We start from the raw sequence: 25,232 nt of genomic DNA on the forward strand, positions 1-25,232 counted from the left end.
AGGGTGTGGCGGTCCGGTCCCTGAGCCTGTCGAAGGGCGGATACCTCGACATCGAGACAACCCGACACCCGTCGTGCCGCGCCCTGACCGCGCACATCCACCCCTGCCAAGATGGAGCCATGGGTGCTCGCACGAAGTCGAAACTGGCCATCATCGGGGCGGGGAGCGTCGGTTCGTCCCTCGCCTACGCCTCGCTCATCCGCGGCAGCGCCCGGCGGGTGGCGCTCTACGACATCGACGGCAAGCGCGCCTCGGCCGAGGTCCTCGACCTCGCCCACGGGACGCAGTTCACCGGGTCGAGCAGCATCACGGGCGGTGACGACATCTCGGTCGTGGCCGATGCGGACGTCGTCGTGATCACGGCCGGCGCGAAGCAGGAGCCAGGCCAGACCCGACTCGACCTCGCGGGCACGAACATCCGCATCCTGGAGCAGCTGCTCCCGAAACTCGTCGAGCAGGCTCCGGACGCCGTCTACATGCTCGTCACGAACCCGTGCGACGTCCTCACCGTCGCCGCCCAGCAGATCACGGGGCTGCCGCGCGAACGCGTCTTCTCCTCCGGCACCGTCCTCGACACCTCCCGGCTGCGCTGGTTGCTCGCTGAGCACGCGGGTGTCGCGACCTCGGCGGTGCACGCACTCATCGTCGGCGAGCACGGCGACAGCGAACTGCCGCTGTGGTCGCAGGCGACCATCGGCCCCGTCCCGATCCTCGACTGGGAGCTGCCCGACGGATCGCGCTTCACGGAGCAGCAGCTCGACGAGATCGCGGTCGACGTCCGGACGGCCGCCTATCGCGTCATCGAGGGCAAGGGCGCGACGAACTACGCGATCGGGCTCTCCGGTGCACGCATCGTCGAGGCCATCCTCGGCGACGAGCACGCCATCCTGCCGGTGAGCACCGTGCTCGACGGGTACCACGGTGTCAGCGGGGTCGCCCTGTCGGTGCCGAGCATCGTCGACCGCTCGGGCGTGCGGTCGGTGGTCGAGGTCGCGATGTCGCCGCGCGAGGAACAGCAGTTCGCCGACTCGGCCGCCGCCGTCCGCGCGTCGCTCGACTCGCTCGGGCTGTAGCAGCCGACCTCGTCCTCGGCTCCGCCGTCCCTGTCTCAGGAAAGGTGCGGCGCGGTGCCCCGATGCGAGCCCGCCACGCCGGGTATCTCCTGAGACGGGGCCACAGGCGCCTGCACCGGGATCTCCCCCGAGCGGCCGATGCGCAACCGGTCTCGGGCCCGATAGCGTTGCGGGACGAGGCGCGGATCCGGCCGCGCCCCTGGGGAGGCACCGGATGACCGCTGGCGTGACGATCGAGTTCGATGGACTCTCGAAATCCTTCGGGGCGGTGCAGGCGGTCGACGACCTGACGTTCCACGTGGAACCGGGCAAGGTCACCGGTTTCCTCGGCCCGAACGGCGCCGGGAAGACGACGACCCTGCGCATGCTGCTCGGCCTCGTGCAACCGACGTCCGGGAGGGCGACGTTCGGCGGCGTCCCCTACGCCAAGCTGCCGGTGCCTGCCGCGACCGTCGGCGCGGCTCTCGAGGCGGCGAGCTTCGTCCCGGGCCGCACCGCCCGCAACCATCTCCGTGTGCACGCCTCTGCAGCGCGTCTGCCGGCGAACCGGGTGGACGTCGTGCTCGCGCAGGTCGGGCTGCTCGACGTCGCGGACCGACGCGTCGCCGGGTACTCACTCGGCATGCGACAACGGCTCGGCCTCGCGACCGCGCTCCTCGGCGACCCCGGTGTGCTCGTCCTCGACGAGCCGATCAACGGGCTCGACCCCGAGGGGATCAAGTGGATCCGCGGCTTCCTCACCGCGCTCGCGGCCGAGGGTCGGACCGTCCTCATCAGCTCGCACCTGCTCAGCGAGGTGCAGCAGTCCGTCGACGAGGTCGTGATCATCGCGAAGGGGCGGCTCGCGCACGTGGGCACGCTCGCGAGCCTCGACGCCGCCGACACCCTCCGCGTCGTCGTGAACTCCCCGGAGCACGAGCGGCTCGCCACGGCGCTGACCGCCGCGGGGTACACCTTCGACCAGGCCCGCTCGGGGCTCGTCGTGCACGACGTGGAGGCGATCGACATCGGCCGGGTCGCGCTCGCCGCCGGCATTCCGCTCAGTGCGTTGTCGCGGCATCGATCAGGGCTCGAGGATTCGTTCCTCGCGCTCGTCAGCGGTGGGGAGGACCACGCATGACCTCACTTCTGGCAGCCATCCGCTCCGAGTTCCTCAAGGTGTTCACCACCCGCGTGTGGTGGGGCCTCGCGCTCATCCTGTTCGTGTACGTCGGTTTCGCCGCGGCCGGGGCCGCACTCCTCTTCGCCAACATCCCGGGCGCGGCCGAGTCCAGCGGGGCCGGAGCGCAGGCGACGAGCGAGATGCTCACCCAACCCGGTCTCATCTACGGCTTCGCGACGAGCATCGGCTACGTCTTCCCCGTCCTGCTCGGTGCGCTCGCCACGACCGGCGAGTTCCGGCATCAGAGCCTGACGCCGACGTTCCTCGCCAACCCGAACCGCGGTCACGTCCTCGTCGGCAAGGTCCTGGCGCTGACCGGGGTCGGCGCACTGTACGGCGTGATCGCGCTTGTTGCGTCCGTCGGTCTCGGCGGCGGCGCCCTGGCGATCAGCGGCATCGATCCGATGCTGACCGACTCCGACACCTGGGCGCTCATCGGCCGTGCGGTGCTCGCGATGGCCCTGTGGGGTGCGATCGGTGTCGGTCTCGGGGCGGTGCTGCCGAGCCAGGTGGGCGCGATCATCGTCGTGCTGGCCTTCACACAGTTCGTCGAGCCGCTGCTGCGCCTCGCCTCCTCGTTCTCGGAGGTCACCGCGTCCATCGGCCGGTTCCTGCCGGGTGCTGCGACGGACGCCCTCGTCGGGCCGAGCTTCTACACGATGATGTCGGCGCAGCAGGACGCGCTGACCTGGTGGCAGGGCGGACTCGTCCTCCTCGGTATCGGGGTCGTCGTCGCGCTCATCGGCTACGCCACGACCTGGCGTCGCGACGTCACCTAGGCACGGCGCGCGATGGCTCGCACCAGGCGGCCCCTCGGCGGGGAGGCGTAGGCTCGACGGACAGCCACCGACCGGTCGCCGCACCAGAGACAGGAGCACCATGGGCCGCGCATACCTCGTCGAGCAGGTCGAGCACGAGGGTGGCAAACCCACCCGGACGGTCGACCTCCGCGACCTCCCCGACGCCTCACTGCCCGACGCCGCCGTCACCGTCGACGTCGAGTACTCGAGCATCAACTACAAGGACGCCCTCGTCCTCACGGGGAAGCCGGGCGTCGTGCGGTCGTTCCCGATGGTCGCGGGCATCGACCTCGTCGGCGTCGTCGCGGCATCGAGTGATCCCGCGTGGACGGCCGGCGACCGCGTGGCCCTGTTCGGCGACGGCCTGAGCGAGACCCGGTACGGCGGGCTCTCCGAGCGTGCGAAGGTGCGGTCCGACGCGCTCGTCCGCGTCCCCGACCACGTCTCGAGCGCACAGGCCGCCGCGATCGGCACAGCCGGGTACACCGCGGCCCTCGCAGTGCTCGCGCTCGAGCACGGCAGCGCGACCTCCGGCGCCGTCCGCGTCGGCGGGCTCCCCGTGCTCGTCACAGGAGCGGGTGGCGGCGTCGGAGGCATCGCGATCGCACTGCTGGCCGCCGCCGGCTTCGAAGTCACCGCCTCGACGGGGCGGGTCGACGAGCTGGGTGACGCCCTGCGGCGGCTCGGTGCGACGTCGATCGTCGACCGCGCCGAGTTCGCCGAGGCCGGTCGCCCGCTCGGCAGCCAGCGCTGGGCGGGAGCCGTCGACTCCGTCGGCGATCAGACGCTCGCGACGGTCCTGTCGCAGGTCGAGTACGGCGGGACGGTCGCCGCCTGTGGTCTCGCCGGCGGGTCCGATCTCCCGACGTCGGTCATGCCGTTCATCCTCCGCGGAGTCACGCTCGCGGGCGTGAACTCCGTCGAGGCACCGCTCCCCCTGCGGCAGGCCGCCTGGGAGCGCGCTACCACCGCGCTCGACCTCGACGTCCTCGACACCCTGACCGAGACGGTCCCCTTCGCCGACGCGACGGATGCGGCCGAGCGGGTCCTCGCAGGCTCGGTCCACGGCCGGATCGTCGTCGACGTCCGCGCCTGATCGGGCCCAAGGAACAGGCCCGGCCGTCCCCAACTCAGGAGAGTTGCGGCGCGGCGCACGCCCACCCCGGCGACACACCGGCCGACTCCTGAGACAGGGACATCACCCGACCCGCCGTCCCCAACTCAGGAGAGTTGCGGCGCGGCGCACGCCCACCCGGGCGACACACCGGCCGACTCCTGAGACAGGGACACCGCGCAGCGCTCCAGGAACGCGACAGCGGCCGGTGCCCGAAGGCGACCGGCCGCTGCCGACGGGACTGCTGAGACTCAGTAGCCGGCGGTCGACATGACCGAGCCGAGCGCGACGGCGTAGAAGATGCCGCCGATGATGCCGAGCACGACGAGGATGATGCCGATGATGACACCGATCTTGGCGAGCTGGTTCGGGTAGCCGGCGTCCTTCGACTGCTTCTGCGCGACGAGGCTGATGATCAGGCCGACGAGCGGCACGACGATCGCGAGGATGAGGCCGACGAGGCCGAGCGTCTTGCCCGGGTAGTCGGCGGGCAGGGCGCCGCCCGGCTGCTGCGGGGCGTTGTACTGGGGTGCGTTGGTCATGATGGTTCCTCTCGAGGATGGTAGATGCGCCACGGGCGCGAGCCAACAGTAGTGGGTTAGGTACCCGACAGGCGATGGGGACAACTCCCCAATCGACCGGATGTCACCGGGTTACGGGCAGGTGATGGTGGTGCCGCCGCTCGTGTGCGTCCCTGAGCCGAGCTCGCCGCAGACCTCGGAGATGGCCGATGCACCGATCGCGATACCCGCGATGATCGCGATGATCGCCAGCACGATGAAGACGATCGACAGGATGAGGCCGACCTTCGCCAGCGTGTTCTTGACACCCGCGTTCTTCGACTGCACCAGTGCGACGATGCTCAGGATGAGGCCGATCGGCGGAGCGAGGAACGCGAGGATCAGCCCGACGATGCCGAGCGTCTTGCCGGCGGTCGCGTCGCCGGCGGGAGCTGCGCCGCCGGAGTACGCGGGAGCGGAGCCGTACTGATCCTTCGGGGGCTGCGGCGCCTGGGGAGCCTGCGGCGGCTGGCCGGGGTACTCACCGGGAGGAGGAGTCGACATGGCTGTGGTCCTTTCGAACAGGCGGATCTGCGGAGGTTCGAGCGCGCCCAGAATACCGGTCAGACGTCGTTTTGTGCCCTGTTCGAGGGAAATGGTTGCGAACGGCCCTGATCAGCGCCAGGATGCGCTGGCACCGCGCCCTGGTCCACGATCCGGGCCCGGCCGAGACCGCCGTGCGTCCGGCAGCTCGTCCTAGTGCAGGTCGAGGGCCGCGATGAGCTCGGCGCTGCGACGGGTCGTGATGATGAGCCGCGAGTACTCCGCGTCTTCGAGATCGATGACGACCGACGGTTTGGTGCCCTTGATGACCAGGAAATCCATGCCACCGTGGAACTTCCACTGGCCGATGGCGAGCGTCAACGGGATCGCGGTGCCGGGCGCTCGGATGCCCCGGACCCAGATCCACGGGTCGTCGGTGATGGTGGCGGAACGGATGCTCGACCGTGGCACGACGACGTTGCTCCGACGCAGCGAGAGCGCTTTGTCGTACGCGGACAGCTCGATCTCCAGTCGGTCGGGGTGCAGACGCAAGGAGGCCATGCCTCTAGTCTGCCAACCCCCACCGACGTTCGCGTTGCCGGAAGTTCACAAAGCGGTAACGCATGCCCTGTGCGACGTCCGCCGTCGGCGGTGGGGCGACCGTCCGACTCAGCGGATGGCCGCCGCAGCCGCGCGGGCCGCCGCGGGCAGGGCGTCGACGATGCGCCCGATCGCTTCGTCGTCGTGCGCCGCGGAGACGAACCAGGCCTCGTACACGCTCGGCGGGAGCGACACCCCGGCGTCGAGCATGCGGTGGAAGAAGGCCGGGTACCGGAAGGCGTCCTGCCGCAGGACCGCGGCGTAATCGGTCGGTGCCGTCTCGCTGAAGGCGAAGGAGAACAGGTTCCCGGCGCGTTGCACGGTGTGCGCGACCCCGGCCTCCGTGAGTGCGTTCGAGGTCGCCTCGGACACGATCGCGGCCGCCGCGTCGACCCGACGGTAGACGTCCTGGTCGGCGAGGCGCAACGTCTCGATGCCGGCGGCGAGGGCCACCGGGTTCCCCGAGAGCGTCCCGGCCTGGTAGACCGGGCCGGTCGGCGCGAGCAGGTCCATGAGCTCGGCGCGTCCACCCAGCGCGGCGAGGGGCATGCCGCCGCCGATGACCTTGCCGAAGGTGAAGAGGTCGGGCTGGTACACACCGACGGGGATGCTGATGGCACCGGTCGAGTTGGCGACGGCGTGGTTGCCGGCCTCCCAGGCCTCTGCGCCCGGCACGGGCTCCGTGCCCGGTGCGACGGCGGCGAGTCCGCGGTTGTCGAGCCCCACCAACCGGCGGAGGAGACGCGGAACCCGGTGAGCACCTCGTCGATGATGACCAGCGCGCCGTACTCGTGCGCGAGCTTCACGACGCTCGCGTTGAACCCCGGAGCCGGCGGCACGACGCCCATGTTGGCGGAGGCCGCCTCCATGATGATCGCGGCGATGTCCTGGCCCCGCTCGGCGAAGACCTCGCGGAGTGCCGACCGGTCGTTGTACGGGACGACGATCGTCTGGGCGGCAGTCTCGGCGGTGACCCCGGCGGACCCCGGCAGGGCGAGGGTCGCGACGCCCGATCCCGCTTCGGCGAGCAGGCCGTCGGAGTGGCCGTGGTAGTGGCCGGCGAACTTCACGATGAGACTGCGACCCGTGGCACCGCGCGCGAGGCGGATGGCCGTCATAGTCGCCTCGGTGCCGGTGGAGACCATGCGCAGCTTCTCGATCGGCGCGACACCGGACGCCTGGACGCGCTCCTTGACGAGCTCCGCGAGCTCGGTCTCGGCCGGGGTGGACGCGCCGAAGGAGAGACCGCGGGCCGCAGCGGCCTGCACGGCCTCGACGACCTGCGGGTGCGCGTGTCCCAGGAGTGCGGGGCCCCACGCGCTCACGAGGTCGACGTACTGCACGCCCTCGGAGTCGGTGATGTAGGGGCCGGTCGCGGACACCATGAACCGCGGCGTACCGCCGACGGAGCGGAAGGCTCGGACGGGCGAGTTCACCCCGCCGGGGATCGATCGCTGGGCTCTGACGAATGCTGCGTCGTTCATCGGGTTCCTCCTGCACGCAGGCCGCGCGCCTCATCCAACCAACCGGCGAGTTCGACGGCCCAGTAGCTCAGGACGACCTCGGCTCCGGCGCGCTTGATGGACAGCACCGACTCCTCGATCGCGCGTCGACGGTCGATCCAGCCCTGCTGGGCGGCGGCCTCGATCATGGCGTACTCACCGGACACCTGGTACGCCCAGACCGGGATCGACACCGTGTCCGCCACGTCGGCCAGGACGTCGAGGAAGCTCCCCGCGGGCTTCACCATGACGATGTCGGCGCCCTCGGCCTCGTCGATGAGGGCCTCGCGCAGACCCTCACGACGGTTGGCGGGGTCGAGCTGGTAGGTGCGGCGGTCGCCCTGCAGTTGCGAGTCGACGGCCTCGCGGAACGGCCCGTAGAGCGCGGATGCGAACTTCGCCGAGTAGGCGAGGATGATCGTGTCGTCGAACCCGGCGGCGTCGAGCGTCTCGCGGACGGCGGCGACCTGGCCGTCCATCATGCCCGAGAGCCCGAGGAGGGCCGAACCCGACTCGGCCTGGGCCAGCGCCATGTCGCGGTAACGGTCGAGCGTGCGGTCGTTGTCGACGCGCCCGCGGTCGTCGAGGACGCCGCAGTGTCCGTGATCGGTGAACTCGTCGAGGCAGAGGTCGGTCTGCACGACCAGGGCGTCGCCCACCTCGGCGACGAGCGCACGGGTGGCCACGTTGAGGATGCCGTCGGGGTCCGTCGCGCCGGAACCCACGGCGTCGCGCTCGGCCGGGACACCGAAGAGCATGACCCCACCGATGCCGGCCGCGGCCGCCTCGGCCGCGGCGCGCTTCGCGCTGTCGACGGTGTGCTGCCGGACGCCCGGCATCGAGGAGATCTCGACCGGCTCGGAGACGCCCTCCCGAACGAACATGGGGAGCACCAGCTCCGCCGGATCGAGTCGCGTCTCGCTGACGAGGCGACGGATGGCCGGCTGCTGCCGGAGACGACGGGGACGGGTCTCGGGAATGCTCACCCGTCCAGCCTACGCGCCGCTACCGACGCGCCCTCCCGGTTCGCGCAGGGCGAGAAGCCGGTCAGCGGTTCTCGTCGCCGGCGTCCTCGTCGTGCTTCTGGCTGAGCGCCACGGACACGATCGCCTCGATCAGCGAGTCGACCGTCTGCTGCTCCGCCACGACGTCGACCCGGAGCCCGTAGCCTCGGGCGTCACGAGCCGTGCGGGGTCCGATCGCGGCGATGACGGTGCTCTCGGGGATCTCGGGGAACTGCGAACGGACCTGCTCCGCCACGCTGCCCGAGGTGACGAGGATGGCACGCACCCGGCCGCTGGCGACGTCGGCGACGATCTTCTCGGCGACCGGGACACCGACCGTGCGGTAGGCGACGACGGACTGGACGTCGTGCCCGGCGGCGATCAGGCCCTCCGTGAGGAGCGGCTTGGCGATGGCCGAGCGGAGCGTGAGGATGCGCTTCGGGTGCGGTTCGAGCGCCGTGAGCTCCTGCACCATGCCCTTGGCGGAGTTGTCCTTCGCCGGCACGAGGTCGACGCTGTAGCCGACGGCGGTGAGTGCGGCAGCGGTGGTCTCGCCGACGGCGGCGATCCTCGTCGTCTCGGGGATCCGGATCCGCTGCGAGGACAGCACGTCGACCGTGGTCGCGCTCGTCACGGTGAGCCAGTCGAACTCGCCCGCCTCGAGCGCCGCGAGCGCGGTCCCGAGGGTCTCCGGGTCGTCGGTGCTGGCGAAGTTGATCATCGGGGCGACGACGGGCGACCCGCCCTTGCCACGGACCGTCCCGGCGACCGAATCGCCCCACGGACCGCCGCGCGGCACGAGGACGCGCCACCCGCCGAGCGGCTTGGTGGCGGTGGGAACGGTGTTCGACTTCGTCCAGTCCTTCACGCAGCGCCTCCCAGCGGGGCAAGGTCGGCTGCGCCGGCCTCGATGAGCTCGTCCGCGAGCGAGACACCCAGCGCGTCGGCCGCTTGCAGCAGCTCCCGCCCGTGTCCGTCGCCGGAGAACCCCTCCGCGCGGCTCTCCCGGTGGATCATCTCGGTGCCGTCGAGCGAGTAGACGGCCGCCTGCAGCACGAGGTCCTCGTCGTCGAGCCACGCTGCGGCGCCGACGGGGGCCGAGCAACCGGCCTCGAGTCGACGGAGCACGGCCCGTTCCGCCGTGGCCTGCCATCGGCTCGGCGCGTGGTCGAGCAGCGCGATGGAACCGGCGATGGACGACTCGTCGTCGTCGAGGCACTCGATCGCGAGTGCCCCCTGCCCCGGCGCGGTCGGCCAGGTGTCGAGGTCGAAGAGCCCGGTGACGGCATCGAGCCGTCCGAGGCGGGTGAGACCGGCGGCCGCGAGGACGACGGCGTCGAGGTCGTCGTCGATGCGGCGCAGGCGGGTGTCGATGTTGCCGCGGATGTCGACGACCTCGAGGTCGGGCCGAATGCGCTTCAGCTGGGCGATCCGTCGCGGTGAGCCGGTGCCGATCCTGGCCCCCTGCGGCAGGTCGTCGAGCGAGCGGTCGTCCGAGGCGCACAGCGCGTCGCGTGGATCCTCGCGCATCGGCATGGCGGCGATCGTGAAGCCCTCGGCCGGAGCCGTCGGCAGGTCCTTCAAGGAGTGCACGACGAGATCGCACGCGCCGTCGAGCAGGGCGTCGCGGAGCGCGTTGACGAACACGCCCGTCCCGCCGATGGTGGAGAGCGACTCACGACTCGTGTCGCCCTGCGTCGTGACGGTGACGATCTCGACGTCCTCACCGGTGGCCGCCGTGAGGGCGTCGGCCACATGACCGGTCTGCGCCAGCGCCAGGGCGCTGCCGCGGGTTCCGATACGAAGGGTCATGGGGCGATCCCCGAGAACGCCGGTTTGAAGCCCAGCCGGGCGTTCTCGCAGCACCCGGGGCGGCAGACGTCGTACCAGGGGCCGAGGTCGGTCATGTGCGGTCGTTCCTCGACGGGCGTGCCGTCGCGGCGCTCGAGGACGAGGTCGACGAGTCCCTTGACGTAGGCGGCGGCGGTGCCCGGCGTCGGGACGCGGACGGCGGCCAGGCCGTGTTCGCCGGCCGTCTCGATGGCCTCGTTGTCGAGGTCCCACATGACCTCCATGTGGTCGCTCACGAAGCCGAGCGGCACGATGACGATGGCCTTGCGGCCGGCGGCGGGCAGCTCGGCGATCGCGTCGTTGATGTCGGGCTCGAGCCACGGCATGCTGGGCGGGCCCGACCGGGACTGGTAGACGAGCTGCCACGGCACCGAGACGCCGCTGCCGACCGCGCCACCGAGGACACCGGCCTCACGGAGCTGGTCGATGGCGTTCGCCATGACGACCTCGGCGACCGCGAGGTGCTGGGCCTCGTACGCCCCGTGGTCGCCGAAGCCGCGGAAGTCGGGGCCGGAGCGCGCGGCGTCGCCGGTGGGGATCGAGTGCGTCGCGAAGAGCACCTCGATCTCCGTCTCGGCGGAGAGCTCGGGCTGTTCGCGCAGGTACTCGGCGATCGCCTCGCGGACGCCGTCGATGAACGGGGTCACGAAGCCGGGGTGGTCGAAGAACTGACGCACCTTGTCGATCTGGATCTCGCCCTGGAGGTTCGTCTCGTCGACGGCGATCGCGAAGTCCTCGCGGTACTGCCGACAGCTCGAGTACGAGGAGTAGGCGCTCGTGGCGATCGCGATGAGCTTCGTGAAGCCGCGCTCGTGCGCCTCGGTCAGCGCGTCGCGCAGGTACGGATCCCAGTTGCGGTTGCCCCAGAGGACCGGGAGGTCGATGCCACGGGACGCGAGTTCGAGCTCCAGGGCCGCCTTGAGCGCACGGTTCTGGTCGTTGATGGGGCTGACGCCGCCGAAATGGCGGTAGTGGTGGGCGACCTCTTCGAGACGCTCCTCGGGGATCCCGCGCCCGCGCGTGACGTTGCGGAGGAACGGGATGACGTCGTCCTGGCCCTCGGGCCCGCCGAAGCCGGCGAGGAGGATGGCGTCGTAGTCCGTCGGCTCGGAGACGTGCTCAGGACCGGCCGCTGCGGCGTCGGTCGCGCCGCGGACGATGCGCTCGGGGGCTTCGGCTCCGGTGCTCCCCAGGTTCATGGCTGCCATCAGCGCACCACCTCCAATGCCTCGGCGGGCGTGATACGGCGGCCCGTGAAGAACGGCACCTCTTCGCGCACGTGGCGGCGCGCTTCGGTGTTGCGCAGGTCGCGCATGAGGTCGACGAGTTCGACGACGTCGTCGGCCTCGAGCGGCAGGAGCCACTCGTAGTCGCCGAGGGCGAAGGAGGCGACGGTGTTGGCGAGCACACCCGTGAACGCCGCACCCTGACGGCCGTGCTCGGCGAGCATCTTGCGACGCTCCTCCTCCGGCAGGAGGTACCACTCGTAGCTGCGCACGAAGGGGTACAGGCAGAGCCAGCCCTTCGGCTCGATGCCGCGGAGGAACCCGGGGACGTGCTGCCGGTTGAACTCGGCGTCGCGGTGGACGCCCATGGCGTTCCAGGTGGGTGCCAGCGAACCGAGGATGGCGGTGCGGCGCAGCTCGCGGAGGCCGGCCTGCAGGCCCTCGGCGGTGTCGCCGTGGAGCCACAGCATGAGGTCGGCGTCGGCGCGGAGGCCGGAGACGTCGTAGATGCCGCGCAGGGTCACGCCCTGGGCTTCGACGAGTGCGATGGATGCTTCGAGTTCGGAGACATGCTCTTCGCCGAGCGGCAGCGCACTCGCCGGCTCGCGGCGCAGGACAGCCCAGAGGGTGAATCCTGAGGGGCCAGTCGGGGTGGCTGAGTCGGTCGGGTGGTGCGATGCCTCGGCAGAGGCCGGGTGAGTCATAGTCCTATCCTCACCCAGTTCGGTCGATTGGGCAAAAGGGACAGGTCACGATTGACACCGAGCCCAGCCTCACCGGCGATACAGTCGGGTGATGACCAGCGAGCAGCCTCCCGTCCAGTACCACGTCGCCAGAGCGGCCGAGATGGATCCGGTGACGCTCTACCGTGTGCTGAAGATCCGCGTCGACGTCTTCGTCGTCGAGCAGACGGCGCTCTTCGCCGATCTCGACGGACGCGACATCGAGGACGGGACCCTCATCGCCTGGGCGCAGGAGGGCGACGAGGTGCTCGCGACGATCCGGATCCTGACCGAGGCCGAGCACTCGGAGATCGGACGGGTGGCCACGGCGTTCACCGCCCGCGGGCGAGGTCTCGCCGCGGAACTGATCCGCCGCGCGGTCGCCGACCACGGGCATCGGGAACTCCGCATGGGCGCCCAGAAACGCCTCGCCGACTGGTACGGCCGGTTCGGGTTCGAGATCAGCGGCCCCGATTATGTGGAGGACGACATCGTGCACGTCCCGATGACGCGCGTCGCCACGCCGAGCGACTGACCGGCGGCGGGACGCGTCAGCGCGCGATGGCGCGGACGATGCCCCATACGGCCAGCCCCGCCGCACCGGCGAGGCCCGCGACACCGGCGTAGAAGACCGCCGGGCGTTCGACCTTGACGGTCGCGATCTGCACGATGGCACGACGCTTGGCGCGGTGCACCTGCTTCGGGACGTTGAGCTTGTCCTCGATCGCGTTCAGTGTGGCGACGAGCTCGGCACGAGCCTGCTCGGGCGAGGGCGTCGCCCCCGGGAACTGGTCAACGGTCATACTCGCCGAGTCCCTTCACTGCCTTGATGTCTTCCTTCACGTTGTCCATCGGGCTCGGGTCCTCGTTGATCTTCTTGAAGTAGCGCAGCGCGATCAGTACGAGGACCGCAGCGACGAGGACGAAGAGCACGAAGACGCAGAGCGCCGCCAGCCACGAGGGCATGACGAGCGCGAGCGCGAGGATCAGTACAGCGACGAGCACGCCGACCGCGAAGAAGAGGAACACCGCGGCACCGGCGACGAAGGCCGCGCCGATACCCGCGTACTTGCCCTTGTGGGCGAGCTGCGTCTTGAGGTTGGCGATCTCGGCCTTGACCAGGTTCGAGACGACCCCCGGCAGCTGGCCGACGAGGGTCAGGAGGGACTCGTCGCGCTTGTCGTAGCGCGGCTCCGAGCGGTTGCGGTCACTCATGAACGGCATCGTCGGTGCTACTCGCCGCTCTTGGGCTTGGGTGCCGTCGTCTTGGGCGCGGCAGGCTTCCGCACTGCGGGCTTCGAGGCCGACGACGTCGAGGTGCCGGAGGCCGTGCGGGCGTCCTTGACCGTCTCGGACACGTCCTGGACGGTGTCCTCGGTCTTCGAGATGGCCTTGTCGAGCTTCTGGCCGGGCGTCGAACCCTGCTGGCTGACGACCTTCGCGACGGCGCTGACGCCGCTCCACAGAGCCGCGGGGACCTCGCTGATGCGTGCCTTCGCGAAGTCCTCGACCTTGCCGCGCTGCGCGCGCACCGGCTTCGCGTTCCACAGCTTGACCCACTGCGTCTTGATCTGCTCGTAGCGTTCGCGTCCGGCGCGGGTACCGAGCACGTAGCCCGTGAGCCCACCGACGACGAACATGACCTTGCCCTTCATGGCGCCTCCGTCTGTTCGAGTGGTGCTGTGATGCTGCATCCAACGGGACCAGCGTAGTCGGGTGTCACTCCCACGCCACCATCCGGTCGGGGGTTGACAGGAAAAGATGCCGGGTCGGGCATATGGGCGCGTCTACCGCTGCAGCGCCTGATGGCGGAGTCGTGCCGCCGCCTCGTGGGCGTCGGGGACCACCGAGGCGAGCCCCGTCCCCGACAACCAGGCACCCGTGACCGCGAGGTCGGGCACCTCGGCCACCGCTTCCCGGATGGCCGTCGAGCGTTCACGCTGGCCGCGCGCGGCGGTCGGTTGCGTCCCCGTCCAGGAGATGCGGTGGAAGCCGCGGACGCTGCCCGGGTCGAGCTGGACGCCGAGCATCGCGGACGCGTCGTGCAATGCCGTCGAGAGCAGCTCCTCGTCGGTCGACGCGCTCGTCGCGTCGGCCTCGCCCTGACGGCCGAAGGACAGGCGGACGACGTGGCGGTGCTCGCCATGCTCCTTCGCGCGGTCGGCGAGCCAGGCCCACTTCGCCGTCGCGTGGGTGAGCGCCTTGGCGTGGAGCGTGGAGCCGGGTGCGACGAGCAGCCCGGAGCCACGCGGTGCGGCGTCGAGTGCCGGTTCGTCGAGCACGATCGTCACGAGTTCGATCGGCGCGGGCAGGACCGGGTCGCCCGCATCGTCGCCGGCGGCGGGGAGGTCGCGGAGCGCCGGCCCGACGTCGGCCAGCAGGTTGCGGGCCGGCTGCTCGGGCGTCGCGATGAGGACGAGATCGGCCTCGAGCACCCGACCGTCGGTCAGGGCGACGTACCAGGGGCCTTCGACGCGCCCGCGGCGGCGGGACGCTCGCTCATCCGCGGGAGGCCGGCGTCGCCGAGGCCGACACCCGGTCCGTCCACGTCGATGTCGAACGGGTTCCGGGAGATCGCCGTGACGGCGACGCCGGTGATGAGCGTCGACCCCCACCGCTCGAGCTCCGCGGTCAAACCGTCGACGAGGACGGTCATCCCACCGTCGAGGCCACCGACCGCGGCACCGGCGGGCGCGTTCTCCCGGAGGGCCGCGACGGCGAGGGACAGCGCCCCGGTGCGGGTCAGCGCGGCGTTCAGTCCAGGAGCCGCGCGGTCGACGTCGAGGTCGTCCGGAGCGGCCGAGTAGACGCCCGAGGTGACCGGTGCGACGAGGAGGTCGTGGACGGCCGCGCCCATGCGCTTCCGGACGAGCGCACCGAGGTTGTGCTCGGTGCCGATCGTGAGCGGCGGGCGGATGCGGTCGAGGTAGGCGCGCAGGGCCCCCTTCCAACCGATGACCCGACGGACGTCGTCGGCGAGGGGGTTCGTCGGGATGCCCAGCAGTCCCGCCTTGGGGAGCGGGACACTCCGCTGCGGCTGTCCGGGCTTGGCGACGTGCAACCAGGCCCCGGCCCGATTGGGACGCACGACGCGGTCGGTCAGTCCCAGCTGCTCGATGAGCTCGGCGACCGAGTCACCGCGCGTCGCGAAGCTCTCGGCACCGACGTCGACGCGGAGACCCGCGACCTCGGCGGCCGCGAGCGCACCACCGAACGACTCCTGCGCATCGACGACCGTGACCGAGATGCCGACATTGGCGCAGTCGACCGCGCCGACGAGTCCGGCCACACCACCGCCGATGACGACGAGACGCTTCGGCTCGAGACTCATGCGGGCTGCCAATCGTGGGCGAGGGCGACGATGCGGGTCAGGACGTCCGGGTCGGTCTCGGGCGGGACCCCGTGGCCGAGGTTGAGGACGTGCGACGGCGCCGCCGTCCCGCGCTGGAGGATGTCGAGGACGTGCGCCTCGAGGACCGACCATGGGGCGGCGAGCAGTGCCGGGTCGATGTTGCCCTGCACGGGTACGCCGCCACCGAGACGTCGGATGCCCTCGTCGAGCACCAGCCGGTAGTCGATCCCGACCACGTCGGCGCCGACCCGGTGCATCGCACCGAGCAGTTCACCGGTCCCGACGCCGAAGTGCACCTTCGGGACGGGGAGGTCGGCGACGTGCGCGAGCGCGGCCCGGGAGGCCGGGGCGACGTGACGCTCGTAGTCCTCGAGGGAGAGCGCCCCCGCCCACGAGTCGAAGAGCTGCGCGGCCGACGCGCCGGCGAGCACCTGGGCGCGGAGGAAGCGACCGGTGACGTCCGCGCACCAGGCCATGAGCTTCGCCCACGAGTCCGGGTCGGCGTGCATGAGGGTGCGGGCGGCGAGGTGGTCCTTCGACGGCCCGCCCTCGACGAGGTAGGCGGCGAGCGTGAACGGCGCGCCCGCGAAGCCGATGAGCGGCGTCCGGCCGTCGCCGATCCCCGCGAGCCCGGCGACGGTGAGCGCGACGCCTTCGCGGATGGGCGCCAGTGTGTCGTCGAGGACGGCCGGATCGAGCGCGACCAGCGCGTCGACCTCGGCGGCCGTCCGGACCGCCGACCCCATGACGGGACCACGGCCCGGCACGATCTCGACCGCGACGCCGGCCTGCTTCAACGGCACGACGATGTCACTGAAGAAGATGGCCGCGTCCGTCCCGTGCCGTCGGATGGGCTGGAGGGTGATCTCGCTCGCCATCGCCGGGTCGAGGCAGGCGTCGAGCATGGCCGTCCCGATCCGCAACTCGCGGTACTCGGGCAGCGACCGGCCGGCCTGCCGCATGAACCAGACGGGCGTCCGCTCGGGACGGGTGCCGCGGTACGCGGTGATGAGCGGCGACGACCGGGTCACGCCGGTGACGAGGGGGTGTTCGGGTGGGAGACTCACCCCTCCATCCTCCCATCTCCGCCCTGAGAGGGAGGGGCGTGCGTGCGATCGGGTGAGGGTCACCTGGGTGGCTTCCAGGAGAGGCCGCCGTGCGCGCTCGGGTAGACTCGTCGGGTGCTCATGTGTGTGACGGCGAGCCATAAGAACGCCACCTTCGACCTCCTCGAACGACTCTCAGTCGGTGCCGAGGGCGTCGCCGCGCGCCTGGTCGAGCACCACGAGTGCGTCTCGGGTGCCGTCGTCGTGGCCACCTGCAACCGGTTCGAGGCGTACATCGACCTCGACGAGCCCGTCACCGCCGCCGCATCCGTCGCCTTCGAGGCCGCTGCGGAGGCCGTCAGCGAGACCACAGGCATCCCCGCCGAGCAGCTGCGGGAGGTGTTCGACCTCAGCGTCGGCACCGCAGCCGCTGAGCACCTCTTCGCCGTGTCGGCCGGACTCGAGTCCGTCGTCGTCGGCGAGGGCGAGATCGCCGGCCAGGTGCGGCGCTCCCTCGAGGCAGCTCGCGCCGGTGGCACCACCAGTTCCGAGCTCGAGCGTCTGTTCCAGCGCGCGTCCCAGACCTCCCGCGGCATCAAGAACCGCACGCCGCTCGGTCGCGCCGGGCGCTCCATCGTGCGTCTCGCCCTGGACCTCGCGGAGAGCCGTATCGACGACTGGGCCACGCAGCGCGTGTTGCTCGTCGGCACCGGTGCGTACGCCGGCGCGAGCCTCGCCGCCCTCCGCGACCGCGGCGTCACCGACGTCCTCGTGTACTCGCCCTCCGGCCGTGCCGAGAAGTTCGCGCGCTCCCACGAGATCGGCTGGATCGGACACGACGACCTCGCCCGCACCACCGGTGAGGTCGACATCATCGTGACCTGCACCACCGCCGAGGGCCACGTCGTCGACGCCGAACTGCTCCGCGCGGGTCGCACGGCCGTCGCCGCCGACCACCGCGCACGAGCCGCGGCCGCCACGGACGCACCGACGCTCTCACTGGTCACCCCGGCCGCTCCCGAGCCCACCGGGGTCTCCGCCCTCGTCCACGACGTCATCACCGAAGCCGCCGCCGAGTGCCCGGTGCCGCACGCCTCGGCCCAGCTCGTCATCGACCTCGGCCTGCCGCGCAACGTCGACCCCGACGTCTCCACCGTTTCCGGTGTCGTCCTGCTCGACCTCGAGACCATCCGCATCCACGCGCCGCTCGAGGAGCTGCAGGCCACCGAGGTCGCGCGCTCCATCGTCAGCCGCGCCGCGCAGAAGTTCGCCGCGGTCGGCGAGGAGCGCAGCCTCGAGCCCGCCGTCGTCGCCCTCCGCAGCCACGTGCACGCGCTCGTCGAGGCCGAGGTCGCCCGTGCGACCGCGCGTGGCGACGACGACGGCTCGACCGCCCGCGCACTGCGTCACCTCGCCGGCGTGCTCCTGCACGAACCGACGGTGCGGGCGCGGAACCTCGCCCGCAACGGCGAGCAGGCCGCGTACACGACGGCGCTGCAGACGCTCTTCGGTATCGAGGTCCCCCAGGCACCGGCGGTCGTCGCTCCGGTCGCCGACACCGATTCGGCAGCTTCCGCCTCCTAGGCTTCCGACCCCACTGAGCCGTCTGGTCGCTGAGCCTGTCGGAGGGCGCTCGAACGACGAACGGGCACCGGCGCGATGCCGATGCCCGTCATGATCCGCCTGCCGAGCAGGCCGTGGATCAGTAGTCGTAGTTGTAGCTGCTCGCGGTACCGATCGCGCCCGCGATGAGCAGGACGTAGAAGATGATGAAGATGACACCGACGAGGACCGAGACGCCGCTCACGATCGTGCCGGCGAGGGCCAGGCCGCGGCCCTGCTCACCGGTGCGCTTGATCTGACCGAGCGCGATGATGCCGAGCACGAGGCCGACGACGCCGAACCCGACGAACGGGGCGATGAGCGAGATGATCGCCATGACGTTTGTCTTCGGGCCGGTCGGCTGCGCGTAGCCGTACGGGGCCTGGGGCTGACCGTAGGGAGCGGCGGGCTGACCGTAGGGGTTCTGCTGCTGACCGTAGGGAGCGGCGGGCTGACCGTAGGGGTTCTGCTGCTCGCCGTACGGAGCCTGCGGCTGGCCGTACTTGGGCTGCTCGCCGTACTGCGGAGCCTGCTGGCCCGACTGCTCGCCGTAGGGCGAGGGCTGACCGTACTGCGGCGCCTGTTCCCCGTACTGCGGAGCCGGCGGAACCTGCGATTCGCCGTAGGCCGGCTGCTGGGGGTTCTGGCTCTGACCGTATGGGTCGTTCGGCTGGCCGGAGTTCGGATCAGTCATGAAGGTGCACCTCGCGCATAGGGGTTCGACGAACGGACTCATGCTTGCAGCGTGCCGTCGCCTTGTCAACACAGGGTAACCCGCGATCCCTGATGTTCACTGGGCTCGCGCGGCGCGCACCGGAGGCGGTGGCAAGATGGACGAGGGGGTGCGGATGGACGAGGAATCGGTGGCGGAAGCCGAGGACGTCTCGCTCGCCGACGCCCCGCCGGTCGCCGAGCGACCTGGCGCGCTGGCCATCGCCGGGATCGTCGCCGCCGACTGGGTCCACTCGGTCGTCTGGCACACGCGGGCCTTCTTCAGCGGGCGCATCCCGAAGGAGTACGCCCGTGGCGACGCGAGTCGACCGGTCGTCGTCCTCATCCCCGGCGTGTACGAGACCTGGGCGTTCCTGAAGCCGGTGGCCGACCGCCTGAACGCCGACGGCTACCGGATCCGCATCGCGCGCGGCCTCGGCTACAACCGCAAACCCATCCGCGACACGGCTGCCCGCTTCGCCCGTGCGCTCGGGCGGTTGCCGAAGCCCGCCGCAGGGTGCGTCATCGTCGCGCACAGCAAGGGAGGGCTCGTCGGGAAGGAGCTGCTCCTCACCGAACGCGAGCGGCTGGGCCTGCTCGGGGTCGTCGCGATCTGCTCGCCGTTCTCCGGATCGGTGCTCGCGAAGTACGTGGTCGACCCGAGCCTCCGTGCGTTCCTCCCGACGGACGAGACCATCGTCGCGCTCGGCGCCCCGCACGACGTCAACACCGACATCGTCTCGATCTACAGCACCTTCGACCCGCACGTGCCGTCCAGCAGCGTGCTGCCCGGAGCGACGAACGTGCTCCTCCCGGTGCCGGGTCACTTCGTGATCCTCAGCACGGACGAACTCAAGGACGCCGTGGAACTCGCCGTCGACGGGTTCGCCGACCGGGTGCGGCCCGCGCTGGACCCCGAGAGCCCGGCCGACCGGTGAGCCGTGCACCCGCGGGCTCGGGCAGCCCGCTCCCCGACATTCTCGTGTCCGCGGTCGCGATCGTCCGCGGACGCCGGGTCCTCATGGTGACGGCTCGCGGTCGCGACGTCCTGTACATGCCCGGCGGGAAGATCGACGCGGGCGAGACGCCGGCCGAGGCCGCGGTCCGGGAGGCACGCGAGGAGGTCGCGGTCGAGATCGATCCGGCGCGGGTCTCGCCGTTGTTCACGGTGGTCACGCAGGCGCACGGCGAGCCCGAGGGCCGGTTGGTGCGGATGCACGTCTTCGCCGCCGAGACGGACGAGACACCGACGCCCTCCGCCGAGGTGAGCGCGGTCCACTGGGTGGGCACGGAGTCACTCGACCGCTGCCCACCCGCGGGGCGTGAGGTGCTCGAACGCCTCGCGGCGGCGGGGCTCATCGACTGAGTGGGCGTTCGACAGCCGCATCCTGCCCTTCGACACGCTCAGGGACCGGAGGAGCGAGACCGGCTCAGTGCACGTACTCGAGGAGGTCCTGGCCGAGGATCCGGACGGCGTCGACCACCCCGAGGCGCGTGCCGAGCTCCGTGTCGTCGTAGCTCGTGCACACGGCGTAGCTCACGGCGCCGTTCGGGCCTCGGAGGATGCCCGCCTCGGCTCGCACACCGACCCCGGATCCGGTCTTGTTGAAGAGTTGGATGCCGTGGTCGGGCTCACGGTGGGCCAGCGGATCGAGCCCGAAGCCCGAGGCGACGAGCGAGAGGTCCGTGTTCAGCGACAACCAGGCCAGGACCCGGCGGCTCGTGGTGGCGTCGACGATCTCGCCCGTCGCGAGCGCCTGGAACAGCCAGGCGAGTTCGCGGGCGGAACCGACGGAGAGCTGCGGTGCGTTGTCGGGGCCGCGGTGGTCGCGGACGATGTCGAGGAGGGCCGTGCGCTTCAGCCCGATCTCCTCGGCACGGTGGCGGACGGCGTCGAGACCGATGTGGCGGAGCAGGACGTTCGTGGCGAGGTTGTCGCTCGTCGCGCCGACGAGGGCCGCGAGGTCGGCGACCGGGAGGGACGGCGCTTGGAGGTGCTGCCAGATCCCGGAGTCGGCGACCGCGTCGAGCGGCTCGCGGTCGAGAATGGTGAGGCCGCTGAAGTCGGCGTCGCCGAGGCGGGCCGCGACCTCGATGAGGAGGAGGACCTTGCCGATCGAGGCGGTGGGCACGACGACGTGGTCGTCGGCCGACATGAGCATCTCGCCGGTGGTGATGTCGTTGATCCGGAGGCTGACCTGCGCGCCCGACGCGGCCAGCTCACCGAGGGCGCTGAACCCGCGGGTGAAGGGTTCGATCTGGGCTGAGGCACGGTGGCGCCCTCGACGCGCATCGCGCGAACGGCGACGTTCCGACTCGTGCACTCGTGAAGCCACGGCTGACCGAACTCCTCTGCTCCAGATGGTGATCCCGACGATCCTGCGGCTGTGGACCTGCCCCGGTCAGCCCACTCGACGGCCCTCCGCCGACCCGCGCAGCGGGCCTCCGGATGTGCCGTCCACGGTATCGTAAGCGGCCTTCGCGCTGGCTGCGAATCCGGGCCTGGGAACGTCGTTCCCGGGCGCGTCGGTCCGACATCCGTCGCTTCACCACCCGTGAATCCGGCCGGTCCACCGCCCGGATCCCGTCGGGTCCGGAGCCTGATCAGACGCGAGCGCGGGCTGGGAACTGGGTCGCGAACTTGCCGCCACTGACGTCGATCAGCGCACCGGTGACGTAGCCCGCCTGGTCGCTCGCGAGGAACCGGACGACGTTCGCGACGTCCTCCGGTTCCTCCCAACGGCGCACCGAGAGTGTGTCGAGGAGTTCGTCCTGCTGCGCCGTCGGGAGCTCGGCGAAACCGTTCATCGCCGTCGGCACCATGCCGGGGGCGTAGGCGTTCACCGTGATGTCCCACGGTCCCAGCTCGCTCGCGAGGACCCTGGTGAGCTGCACCACCGCGGACTTCGACGCCGCGTAGGCCGCGCTGCCGACGCTCGGGATGACCGCGGCGAAGCTCGCGGCGTTGATGATGCGCCCGGAACGCTGTCCCTTCAGATACGGGATGACCGCCTTCGACACCCGGAACACGCCGCCGACGTTGACGTCGAAGCACCTGGTCCACGCGGCGTCGCTCGTCTCCTCGAGCAACGACTGCACGTTGATCCCGGCGTTGTTCACGAGGACGTCGATCCCTCCGAGCTCGGCGGCAGCCGCCGCGACCGCGCGCGACACGGAGTCCTCGGATCGCACGTCACACGTGATGGCGACGAGGCCACCGTGGTGGGTTGCCACGAGCGCGTCGAGGGAGGAGACGTCGAGGTCGAGCACCGCGACGCGGGACCCCTCGGCGAGGAAGGACTCCACGAGGGCGAGCCCGATCCCCCGAGCACCTCCGGTCACGATCACCCGTCGGTCCGTCAGGTCCAGCAGCATCGGTGTCTCCCGTCGTCCGAGCGCAACCCTCGACGCGTCGACCCGGTGCCGACGGCCGCGTACGCACCAGGCGAGTAAAACATACTTATGGTCGCCCGGCTCGCTACACTGGCGCCATGACGGATCGAGTGCTCTGGGTGACGGGTGGCGGCAGCGGTATGGGACAGGCCGTGGCGGTGTCGGCCGCAGAGGCGGGATGGCGCGTCGCCGTGACGGGGCGGCGGCGCGAGGCGCTCCTCGAGACGGTGGAAGCCGTCACCTCCGCCGGCGGTGTGGCCGTCGACGCGGAGGCCGACGCGACGGACCCCGCTTCGCTCGCCCGAGCCCATGAACGCATCGTCGCCGAGCTCGGCCCGGTCGACGACCTGGTCACCGCGGCGGGCCTGAACGCACCTCGGCGCCGGTGGGACGACCAGACGATGACGGAGTTCGCCGCGATCGTCGACACCAACCTCACCTCGGTCGCCCGCACGATCGACCTCGCGCTGCCCACCATCCGCGACGCGCAGGGACGGATCGTCGTCATCTCCTCCTTCGCCGGCTGGCGCTTCTCGACCAAGGGTGGCGTCGCCTACAGTGCGAGCAAGACCGCGCTCGCCTCGCTCTGCGCGACCCTCAACGAGGAGGAGGGACTCCACGGCGTCGGCGCCACCCACCTCTGCCCGGGCGACGTCGACACCCCGTTCCTCTCCATGCGGCCGCAGGTGCCGGACGCGTCGGCACGCGAGACGATGCTGACGCCCGGGGACATCGGCCGCGCCGTGCGGTTCATCCTCGACGGCCCGCCGCACGTGCGGATCGACGAACTCGTGATCTCCCCCACCCGTCCGTCAGCACGGTCGTGAGTCGCGCACCGGGGACATCGGCCTTCGAACGCACGCTCGACCGGATCGGCACCGACATCGTCGACGGCGGACTGCCCGCCGGCACGGTGTGCACGGTGGACGAGCTGGTCGCCAGGGCGGGGCATTCCCGCTCGGTCGTCCGCGAGGCCACCCGCGTGCTGACCGGCCTCGGGCTCCTCACCAGCAAGGCGCACGTCGGCCACACCGTGCAGCCGTCGTCGAGCTGGGACTGGTTGCAGCCCCGGGTGCTCCGCTGGGCGCTGGCGAGCGGACGACGGGAGTCCACCCTCCTCGCGATCCGCGAGCTCCGTGCGGCGACCGAGCCGGAGTCGGCACGGCTCGCGGCCGAGCGACGCCGCGACGGCGACGCCCGTGAGCTCCGCGAGACGAGCGAGGCACTCCGCGCGGCGGCGGCTCGCCAGGATCCGATCGCGTTCCTCGAGGCAGACCTCCTGCTGCATCGCCTCATCCGACGGGCGGCGGCGAACCCGATCCTCGACCGGGTCGGCGACGCCGTCGACGAGGCCCTCCGGGATCGTGTGGACCAGCTGCCCGGCGACGGCATCGACCACCACGACGCGGCGTTGCACACGGACCTCGCGTCGGCGATCGAGGCGCAGGACGGCGAGCGGGCCGCCGCGACGATGCGCGCGATCATCCTCCGCACGGCCTGACGACGGCGGTGGCCGACCGCCATCCACACACACGGTTCTCGCAGCTTCGCGAAACACGTCCGTCACGCAGGTAACGACCGTGTTGCAGTGCTGGAAAATATTTGCAAGCTTCCTGTACTTATTGAATACTGTTTCCACACCCACTGAAAACAGCAGGGATCGACCGCGGTTTCCCGGTCATCACGGATCCCGGGCCAACGACGGCCCGGACTCCCGATCCCAGAATCGAGGAGCAGCACCATGCGCAAGCGCACCCTTCCGCTGGCCGTCCTCGCCACCGCGGCACTCGGCCTCACCGCCTGTGCCGGTGGCGGTTCCGGCTCAGGCGACGTCTCGGCAGACGGCCAGACGCTCACCGTCTGGATCATGCAGGGCACCAACCCCGACTCCGAGGCCTTCTTCAAGGAGGTCGGCTCGGCCTTCAAGAAGGAGACCGGCGCCACCCTCAAGGTCGAGTACGTGCAGTGGGCCGACGCCCACGACCGCTTCGTGACGTCGATCGCCGGGAACACCACCCCCGACGTCGCCGAGACGGGCACCACCTGGACGGCCGAGTTCGCCGATGCCGGCGCCCTCGCCCCCATCGGCGACTACGTCGACAAGGCCGGCCTGAAGGACGACCTCGTCAAGGGCCTCGCCGACTCCGGCACCTACGACGGCGAGCTCTACGGCATGCCGTGGTACGCCGGCGTCCGCTCGATCGTCTACCGCACCGACGTCTTCGAGGAGCTCGGCCTCAAGGCGCCGACCACCTGGCAGGAGATCATCGACGCCGGCACCGCGATCAAGGCCGCCAAGCCCGACATGATCCCGTTCCCCGTCCCCGGTGACGCCGAGTTCACGGCGTACCCCTGGGTCTGGGGCGCCGGCGGCGAGGTCTCCGAGCTCGACGGCGACACCTGGAAGTCGGGTCTCGCGAGCGACGACTCGCGCAAGGGCATCCAGTTCTGGACCGACCTGGCCACCAAGTACGACCTCTCCTCCTCGGGTGCCACCACCTGGAAGGAGACCGACGTCCTCGACAACTTCGTGCAGGACAAGGTCGCCATGGCGATCATGGGCTCCTGGACCCCTGCGACGATCGTCCAGAAGAACCCGGAGCTCGAGGGCAAGTTCGCCGCCATCCCGATCCCGGGTGAAGACGGCGGCATGTCGCCCTCCGTGCTCGGCGGTTCGCACCTCAGCATGTTCAACACCTCGAAGAACAAGGACCTCGCGTTCCAGTTCATCGAGATGATGACCACCGGCAAGTTCGCCTCCGAGTGGGCCGAGCAGACCGGGTACTTCCCCGGCCAGACCTCGCTCCTCAGCGACTCGACCGAGAGCGACGACCCGCTGGTGAAGCCCTTCGCCGAGCAGTTCGTCGACGGCGGCGCTTCCCTCCCCGTGACCCCGAAGTTCGGTGCGGTGCAGGCGAAGAAGACCACCAACGCGATGATCCAGGCCATCCTCTCCGGGAGCAAGTCGGTCGACCAGGCGACGACCGACGCCGCCAAGGAGATGGACGACATCATGAACGGCAAGTAGCCG

28 protein-coding genes and 1 pseudogene are annotated in these 25,232 nt (G+C 70.9%); 11 read left to right on the plus strand and 18 right to left on the minus strand.

Annotation, left to right across the window (positions count from 1 at the left end):
- The first annotated feature begins 119 nt into the window (after positions 1 to 119).
- The 4 genes from BWO91_RS18290 to BWO91_RS18305 all read left to right on the plus strand — a co-directional run bounded on the left by BWO91_RS18290 (position 120) and on the right by BWO91_RS18305 (position 4,131).
- Complete coding sequence (locus tag BWO91_RS18290; RefSeq protein WP_064294901.1) at positions 120 to 1,073, plus strand: L-lactate dehydrogenase; 954 nt, start codon at positions 120 to 122, stop codon at positions 1,071 to 1,073.
- 214 nt (positions 1,074 to 1,287) lie between these two features.
- Positions 1,288 to 2,193 (plus strand): ATP-binding cassette domain-containing protein, encoded by a 906-nt coding sequence (locus BWO91_RS18295; protein WP_079003598.1) that lies wholly within the window; start codon positions 1,288 to 1,290, stop codon positions 2,191 to 2,193.
- A complete protein-coding gene (locus tag BWO91_RS18300) occupies positions 2,190 to 3,014 on the plus strand; it encodes an ABC transporter permease subunit (RefSeq protein WP_079003599.1) in 825 nt (274 codons plus the stop codon). Before BWO91_RS18295 ends, BWO91_RS18300 begins: the two co-directional genes overlap by 4 nt.
- Positions 3,015 to 3,114: 100 nt before the next feature.
- Positions 3,115 to 4,131 (plus strand): MDR family oxidoreductase, encoded by a 1,017-nt coding sequence (locus tag BWO91_RS18305; protein WP_079003600.1) that lies wholly within the window; start codon positions 3,115 to 3,117, stop codon positions 4,129 to 4,131.
- 269 nt (positions 4,132 to 4,400) lie between these two features.
- Here the strand turns inward: BWO91_RS18305 and BWO91_RS18310 are convergent, their stop codons facing one another.
- The 9 genes and pseudogenes from BWO91_RS18310 to hemQ all read right to left on the minus strand — a co-directional run bounded on the left by BWO91_RS18310 (position 4,401) and on the right by hemQ (position 12,079).
- Complete coding sequence (locus BWO91_RS18310; RefSeq protein ID WP_064294905.1) at positions 4,401 to 4,691, minus strand: hypothetical protein; 291 nt, start codon at positions 4,689 to 4,691, stop codon at positions 4,401 to 4,403.
- A 111-nt stretch (positions 4,692 to 4,802) separates the two neighbouring features.
- On the minus strand, positions 4,803 to 5,213 hold the full coding sequence (locus tag BWO91_RS18315) for a DUF4190 domain-containing protein (RefSeq protein WP_079003601.1): 411 nt from the start codon (positions 5,211 to 5,213) through the stop codon (positions 4,803 to 4,805).
- A 192-nt stretch (positions 5,214 to 5,405) separates the two neighbouring features.
- Entirely contained in the window at positions 5,406 to 5,753 is a 348-nt protein-coding gene (locus tag BWO91_RS18320; RefSeq protein WP_064294907.1) for a hypothetical protein, read from the minus strand.
- 108 nt (positions 5,754 to 5,861) lie between these two features.
- Positions 5,862 to 7,276, minus strand: a pseudogene (hemL, locus tag BWO91_RS20325) (glutamate-1-semialdehyde 2,1-aminomutase).
- Positions 7,273 to 8,280, minus strand: a complete 1,008-nt coding sequence (hemB, locus tag BWO91_RS18330; protein WP_064294909.1) for a porphobilinogen synthase — start codon at positions 8,278 to 8,280, stop codon at positions 7,273 to 7,275. Before hemB ends, hemL begins: the two are co-directional and overlap by 4 nt.
- 61 nt (positions 8,281 to 8,341) lie before the next feature.
- Complete coding sequence (locus BWO91_RS18335) at positions 8,342 to 9,166, minus strand: uroporphyrinogen-III synthase (RefSeq protein WP_079003602.1); 825 nt, start codon at positions 9,164 to 9,166, stop codon at positions 8,342 to 8,344.
- On the minus strand, positions 9,163 to 10,110 hold the full coding sequence (gene hemC, locus BWO91_RS18340) for a hydroxymethylbilane synthase (protein WP_064294911.1): 948 nt from the start codon (positions 10,108 to 10,110) through the stop codon (positions 9,163 to 9,165). The genes BWO91_RS18335 and hemC overlap by 4 nt, the downstream gene beginning before the upstream one ends.
- Entirely contained in the window at positions 10,107 to 11,357 is a 1,251-nt protein-coding gene (locus BWO91_RS18345; RefSeq protein WP_064294912.1) for a ferrochelatase, read from the minus strand. The genes hemC and BWO91_RS18345 overlap by 4 nt, the downstream gene beginning before the upstream one ends.
- Positions 11,357 to 12,079: a hydrogen peroxide-dependent heme synthase gene (gene hemQ / locus BWO91_RS18350; RefSeq protein ID WP_064294913.1), complete on the minus strand. Its 723-nt coding sequence runs from the start codon at positions 12,077 to 12,079 to the stop codon at positions 11,357 to 11,359. Before hemQ ends, BWO91_RS18345 begins: the two co-directional genes overlap by 1 nt.
- Before the next feature lie 91 nt (positions 12,080 to 12,170).
- Between hemQ and BWO91_RS18355 the strand changes: the two genes are divergently transcribed.
- On the plus strand, positions 12,171 to 12,632 hold the full coding sequence (locus BWO91_RS18355) for a GNAT family N-acetyltransferase (protein ID WP_064294914.1): 462 nt from the start codon (positions 12,171 to 12,173) through the stop codon (positions 12,630 to 12,632).
- A gap of 16 nt (positions 12,633 to 12,648) precedes the next feature.
- Here the strand turns inward: BWO91_RS18355 and BWO91_RS18360 are convergent, their stop codons facing one another.
- The 6 genes from BWO91_RS18360 to hemE all read right to left on the minus strand — a co-directional run bounded on the left by BWO91_RS18360 (position 12,649) and on the right by hemE (position 16,516).
- The gene (locus tag BWO91_RS18360) at positions 12,649 to 12,900 is read right to left on the minus strand and encodes a DUF3618 domain-containing protein (RefSeq protein WP_079003603.1); all 252 of its coding nucleotides are present in this window, start codon (positions 12,898 to 12,900) and stop codon (positions 12,649 to 12,651) included.
- Positions 12,890 to 13,312, minus strand: coding sequence for a phage holin family protein (locus BWO91_RS18365; RefSeq protein ID WP_064294953.1), 423 nt, complete (start codon positions 13,310 to 13,312; stop codon positions 12,890 to 12,892). The genes BWO91_RS18360 and BWO91_RS18365 overlap by 11 nt, the downstream gene beginning before the upstream one ends.
- Positions 13,313 to 13,329: 17 nt before the next feature.
- Positions 13,330 to 13,752, minus strand: a complete 423-nt coding sequence (locus tag BWO91_RS18370; protein WP_064294916.1) for a hypothetical protein — start codon at positions 13,750 to 13,752, stop codon at positions 13,330 to 13,332.
- Positions 13,753 to 13,884: 132 nt separating this feature from the next.
- A complete protein-coding gene (locus BWO91_RS18375; RefSeq protein WP_079003605.1) occupies positions 13,885 to 14,532 on the minus strand; it encodes a protoporphyrinogen/coproporphyrinogen oxidase in 648 nt (215 codons plus the stop codon).
- 11 nt (positions 14,533 to 14,543) lie between these two features.
- Positions 14,544 to 15,428, minus strand: a complete 885-nt coding sequence (locus BWO91_RS18380) for a protoporphyrinogen/coproporphyrinogen oxidase (protein ID WP_079003606.1) — start codon at positions 15,426 to 15,428, stop codon at positions 14,544 to 14,546.
- Positions 15,425 to 16,516 carry a uroporphyrinogen decarboxylase gene (gene hemE, locus BWO91_RS18385; protein ID WP_240555585.1) on the minus strand — a complete coding sequence of 364 codons (1,092 nt, stop codon included), beginning with the start codon at positions 16,514 to 16,516 and terminating at the stop codon, positions 15,425 to 15,427. Before hemE ends, BWO91_RS18380 begins: the two co-directional genes overlap by 4 nt.
- 120 nt (positions 16,517 to 16,636) lie before the next feature.
- Here hemE and BWO91_RS18390 point away from each other — a divergent pair, with 120 nt between their 5' ends.
- On the plus strand, positions 16,637 to 18,079 hold the full coding sequence (locus tag BWO91_RS18390; protein WP_240555839.1) for a glutamyl-tRNA reductase: 1,443 nt from the start codon (positions 16,637 to 16,639) through the stop codon (positions 18,077 to 18,079).
- A gap of 118 nt (positions 18,080 to 18,197) precedes the next feature.
- Here the strand turns inward: BWO91_RS18390 and BWO91_RS18395 are convergent, their stop codons facing one another.
- Positions 18,198 to 18,791 carry a DUF4190 domain-containing protein gene (locus BWO91_RS18395; RefSeq protein ID WP_064294920.1) on the minus strand — a complete coding sequence of 198 codons (594 nt, stop codon included), beginning with the start codon at positions 18,789 to 18,791 and terminating at the stop codon, positions 18,198 to 18,200.
- 154 nt (positions 18,792 to 18,945) lie between these two features.
- Between BWO91_RS18395 and BWO91_RS18400 the strand changes: the two genes are divergently transcribed.
- Positions 18,946 to 19,746, plus strand: coding sequence for an esterase/lipase family protein (locus BWO91_RS18400; RefSeq protein WP_139205363.1), 801 nt, complete (start codon positions 18,946 to 18,948; stop codon positions 19,744 to 19,746).
- Positions 19,743 to 20,174 (plus strand): NUDIX hydrolase, encoded by a 432-nt coding sequence (locus tag BWO91_RS18405; protein WP_240555587.1) that lies wholly within the window; start codon positions 19,743 to 19,745, stop codon positions 20,172 to 20,174. Before BWO91_RS18400 ends, BWO91_RS18405 begins: the two co-directional genes overlap by 4 nt.
- 64 nt (positions 20,175 to 20,238) lie before the next feature.
- Here BWO91_RS18405 and BWO91_RS18410 read toward each other — a convergent pair whose 3' ends face one another.
- Both BWO91_RS18410 and BWO91_RS18415 read right to left on the minus strand, forming a co-directional pair.
- Positions 20,239 to 21,144 carry a serine hydrolase gene (locus BWO91_RS18410; RefSeq protein ID WP_064294922.1) on the minus strand — a complete coding sequence of 302 codons (906 nt, stop codon included), beginning with the start codon at positions 21,142 to 21,144 and terminating at the stop codon, positions 20,239 to 20,241.
- A 268-nt stretch (positions 21,145 to 21,412) separates the two neighbouring features.
- Positions 21,413 to 22,183, minus strand: a complete 771-nt coding sequence (locus tag BWO91_RS18415) for an SDR family NAD(P)-dependent oxidoreductase (protein WP_079003608.1) — start codon at positions 22,181 to 22,183, stop codon at positions 21,413 to 21,415.
- 116 nt (positions 22,184 to 22,299) lie between these two features.
- Between BWO91_RS18415 and BWO91_RS18420 the strand changes: the two genes are divergently transcribed.
- The 3 genes from BWO91_RS18420 (at position 22,300) to BWO91_RS18430 (ending at position 25,229) form a co-directional block, all read left to right on the plus strand.
- The gene (locus BWO91_RS18420; RefSeq protein WP_079003609.1) at positions 22,300 to 23,028 is read left to right on the plus strand and encodes an SDR family oxidoreductase; all 729 of its coding nucleotides are present in this window, start codon (positions 22,300 to 22,302) and stop codon (positions 23,026 to 23,028) included.
- Positions 23,025 to 23,702 carry a FadR/GntR family transcriptional regulator gene (locus BWO91_RS18425; RefSeq protein WP_079003610.1) on the plus strand — a complete coding sequence of 226 codons (678 nt, stop codon included), beginning with the start codon at positions 23,025 to 23,027 and terminating at the stop codon, positions 23,700 to 23,702. The genes BWO91_RS18420 and BWO91_RS18425 overlap by 4 nt, the downstream gene beginning before the upstream one ends.
- A 240-nt stretch (positions 23,703 to 23,942) precedes the next feature.
- Complete coding sequence (locus BWO91_RS18430; protein ID WP_064294926.1) at positions 23,943 to 25,229, plus strand: sugar ABC transporter substrate-binding protein; 1,287 nt, start codon at positions 23,943 to 23,945, stop codon at positions 25,227 to 25,229.
- Positions 25,230 to 25,232: the final 3 nt, after the last annotated feature.

The organism is Plantibacter flavus (assembly GCF_002024505.1).
Lineage (GTDB): Bacteria > Actinomycetota > Actinomycetes > Actinomycetales > Microbacteriaceae > Plantibacter > Plantibacter flavus_A.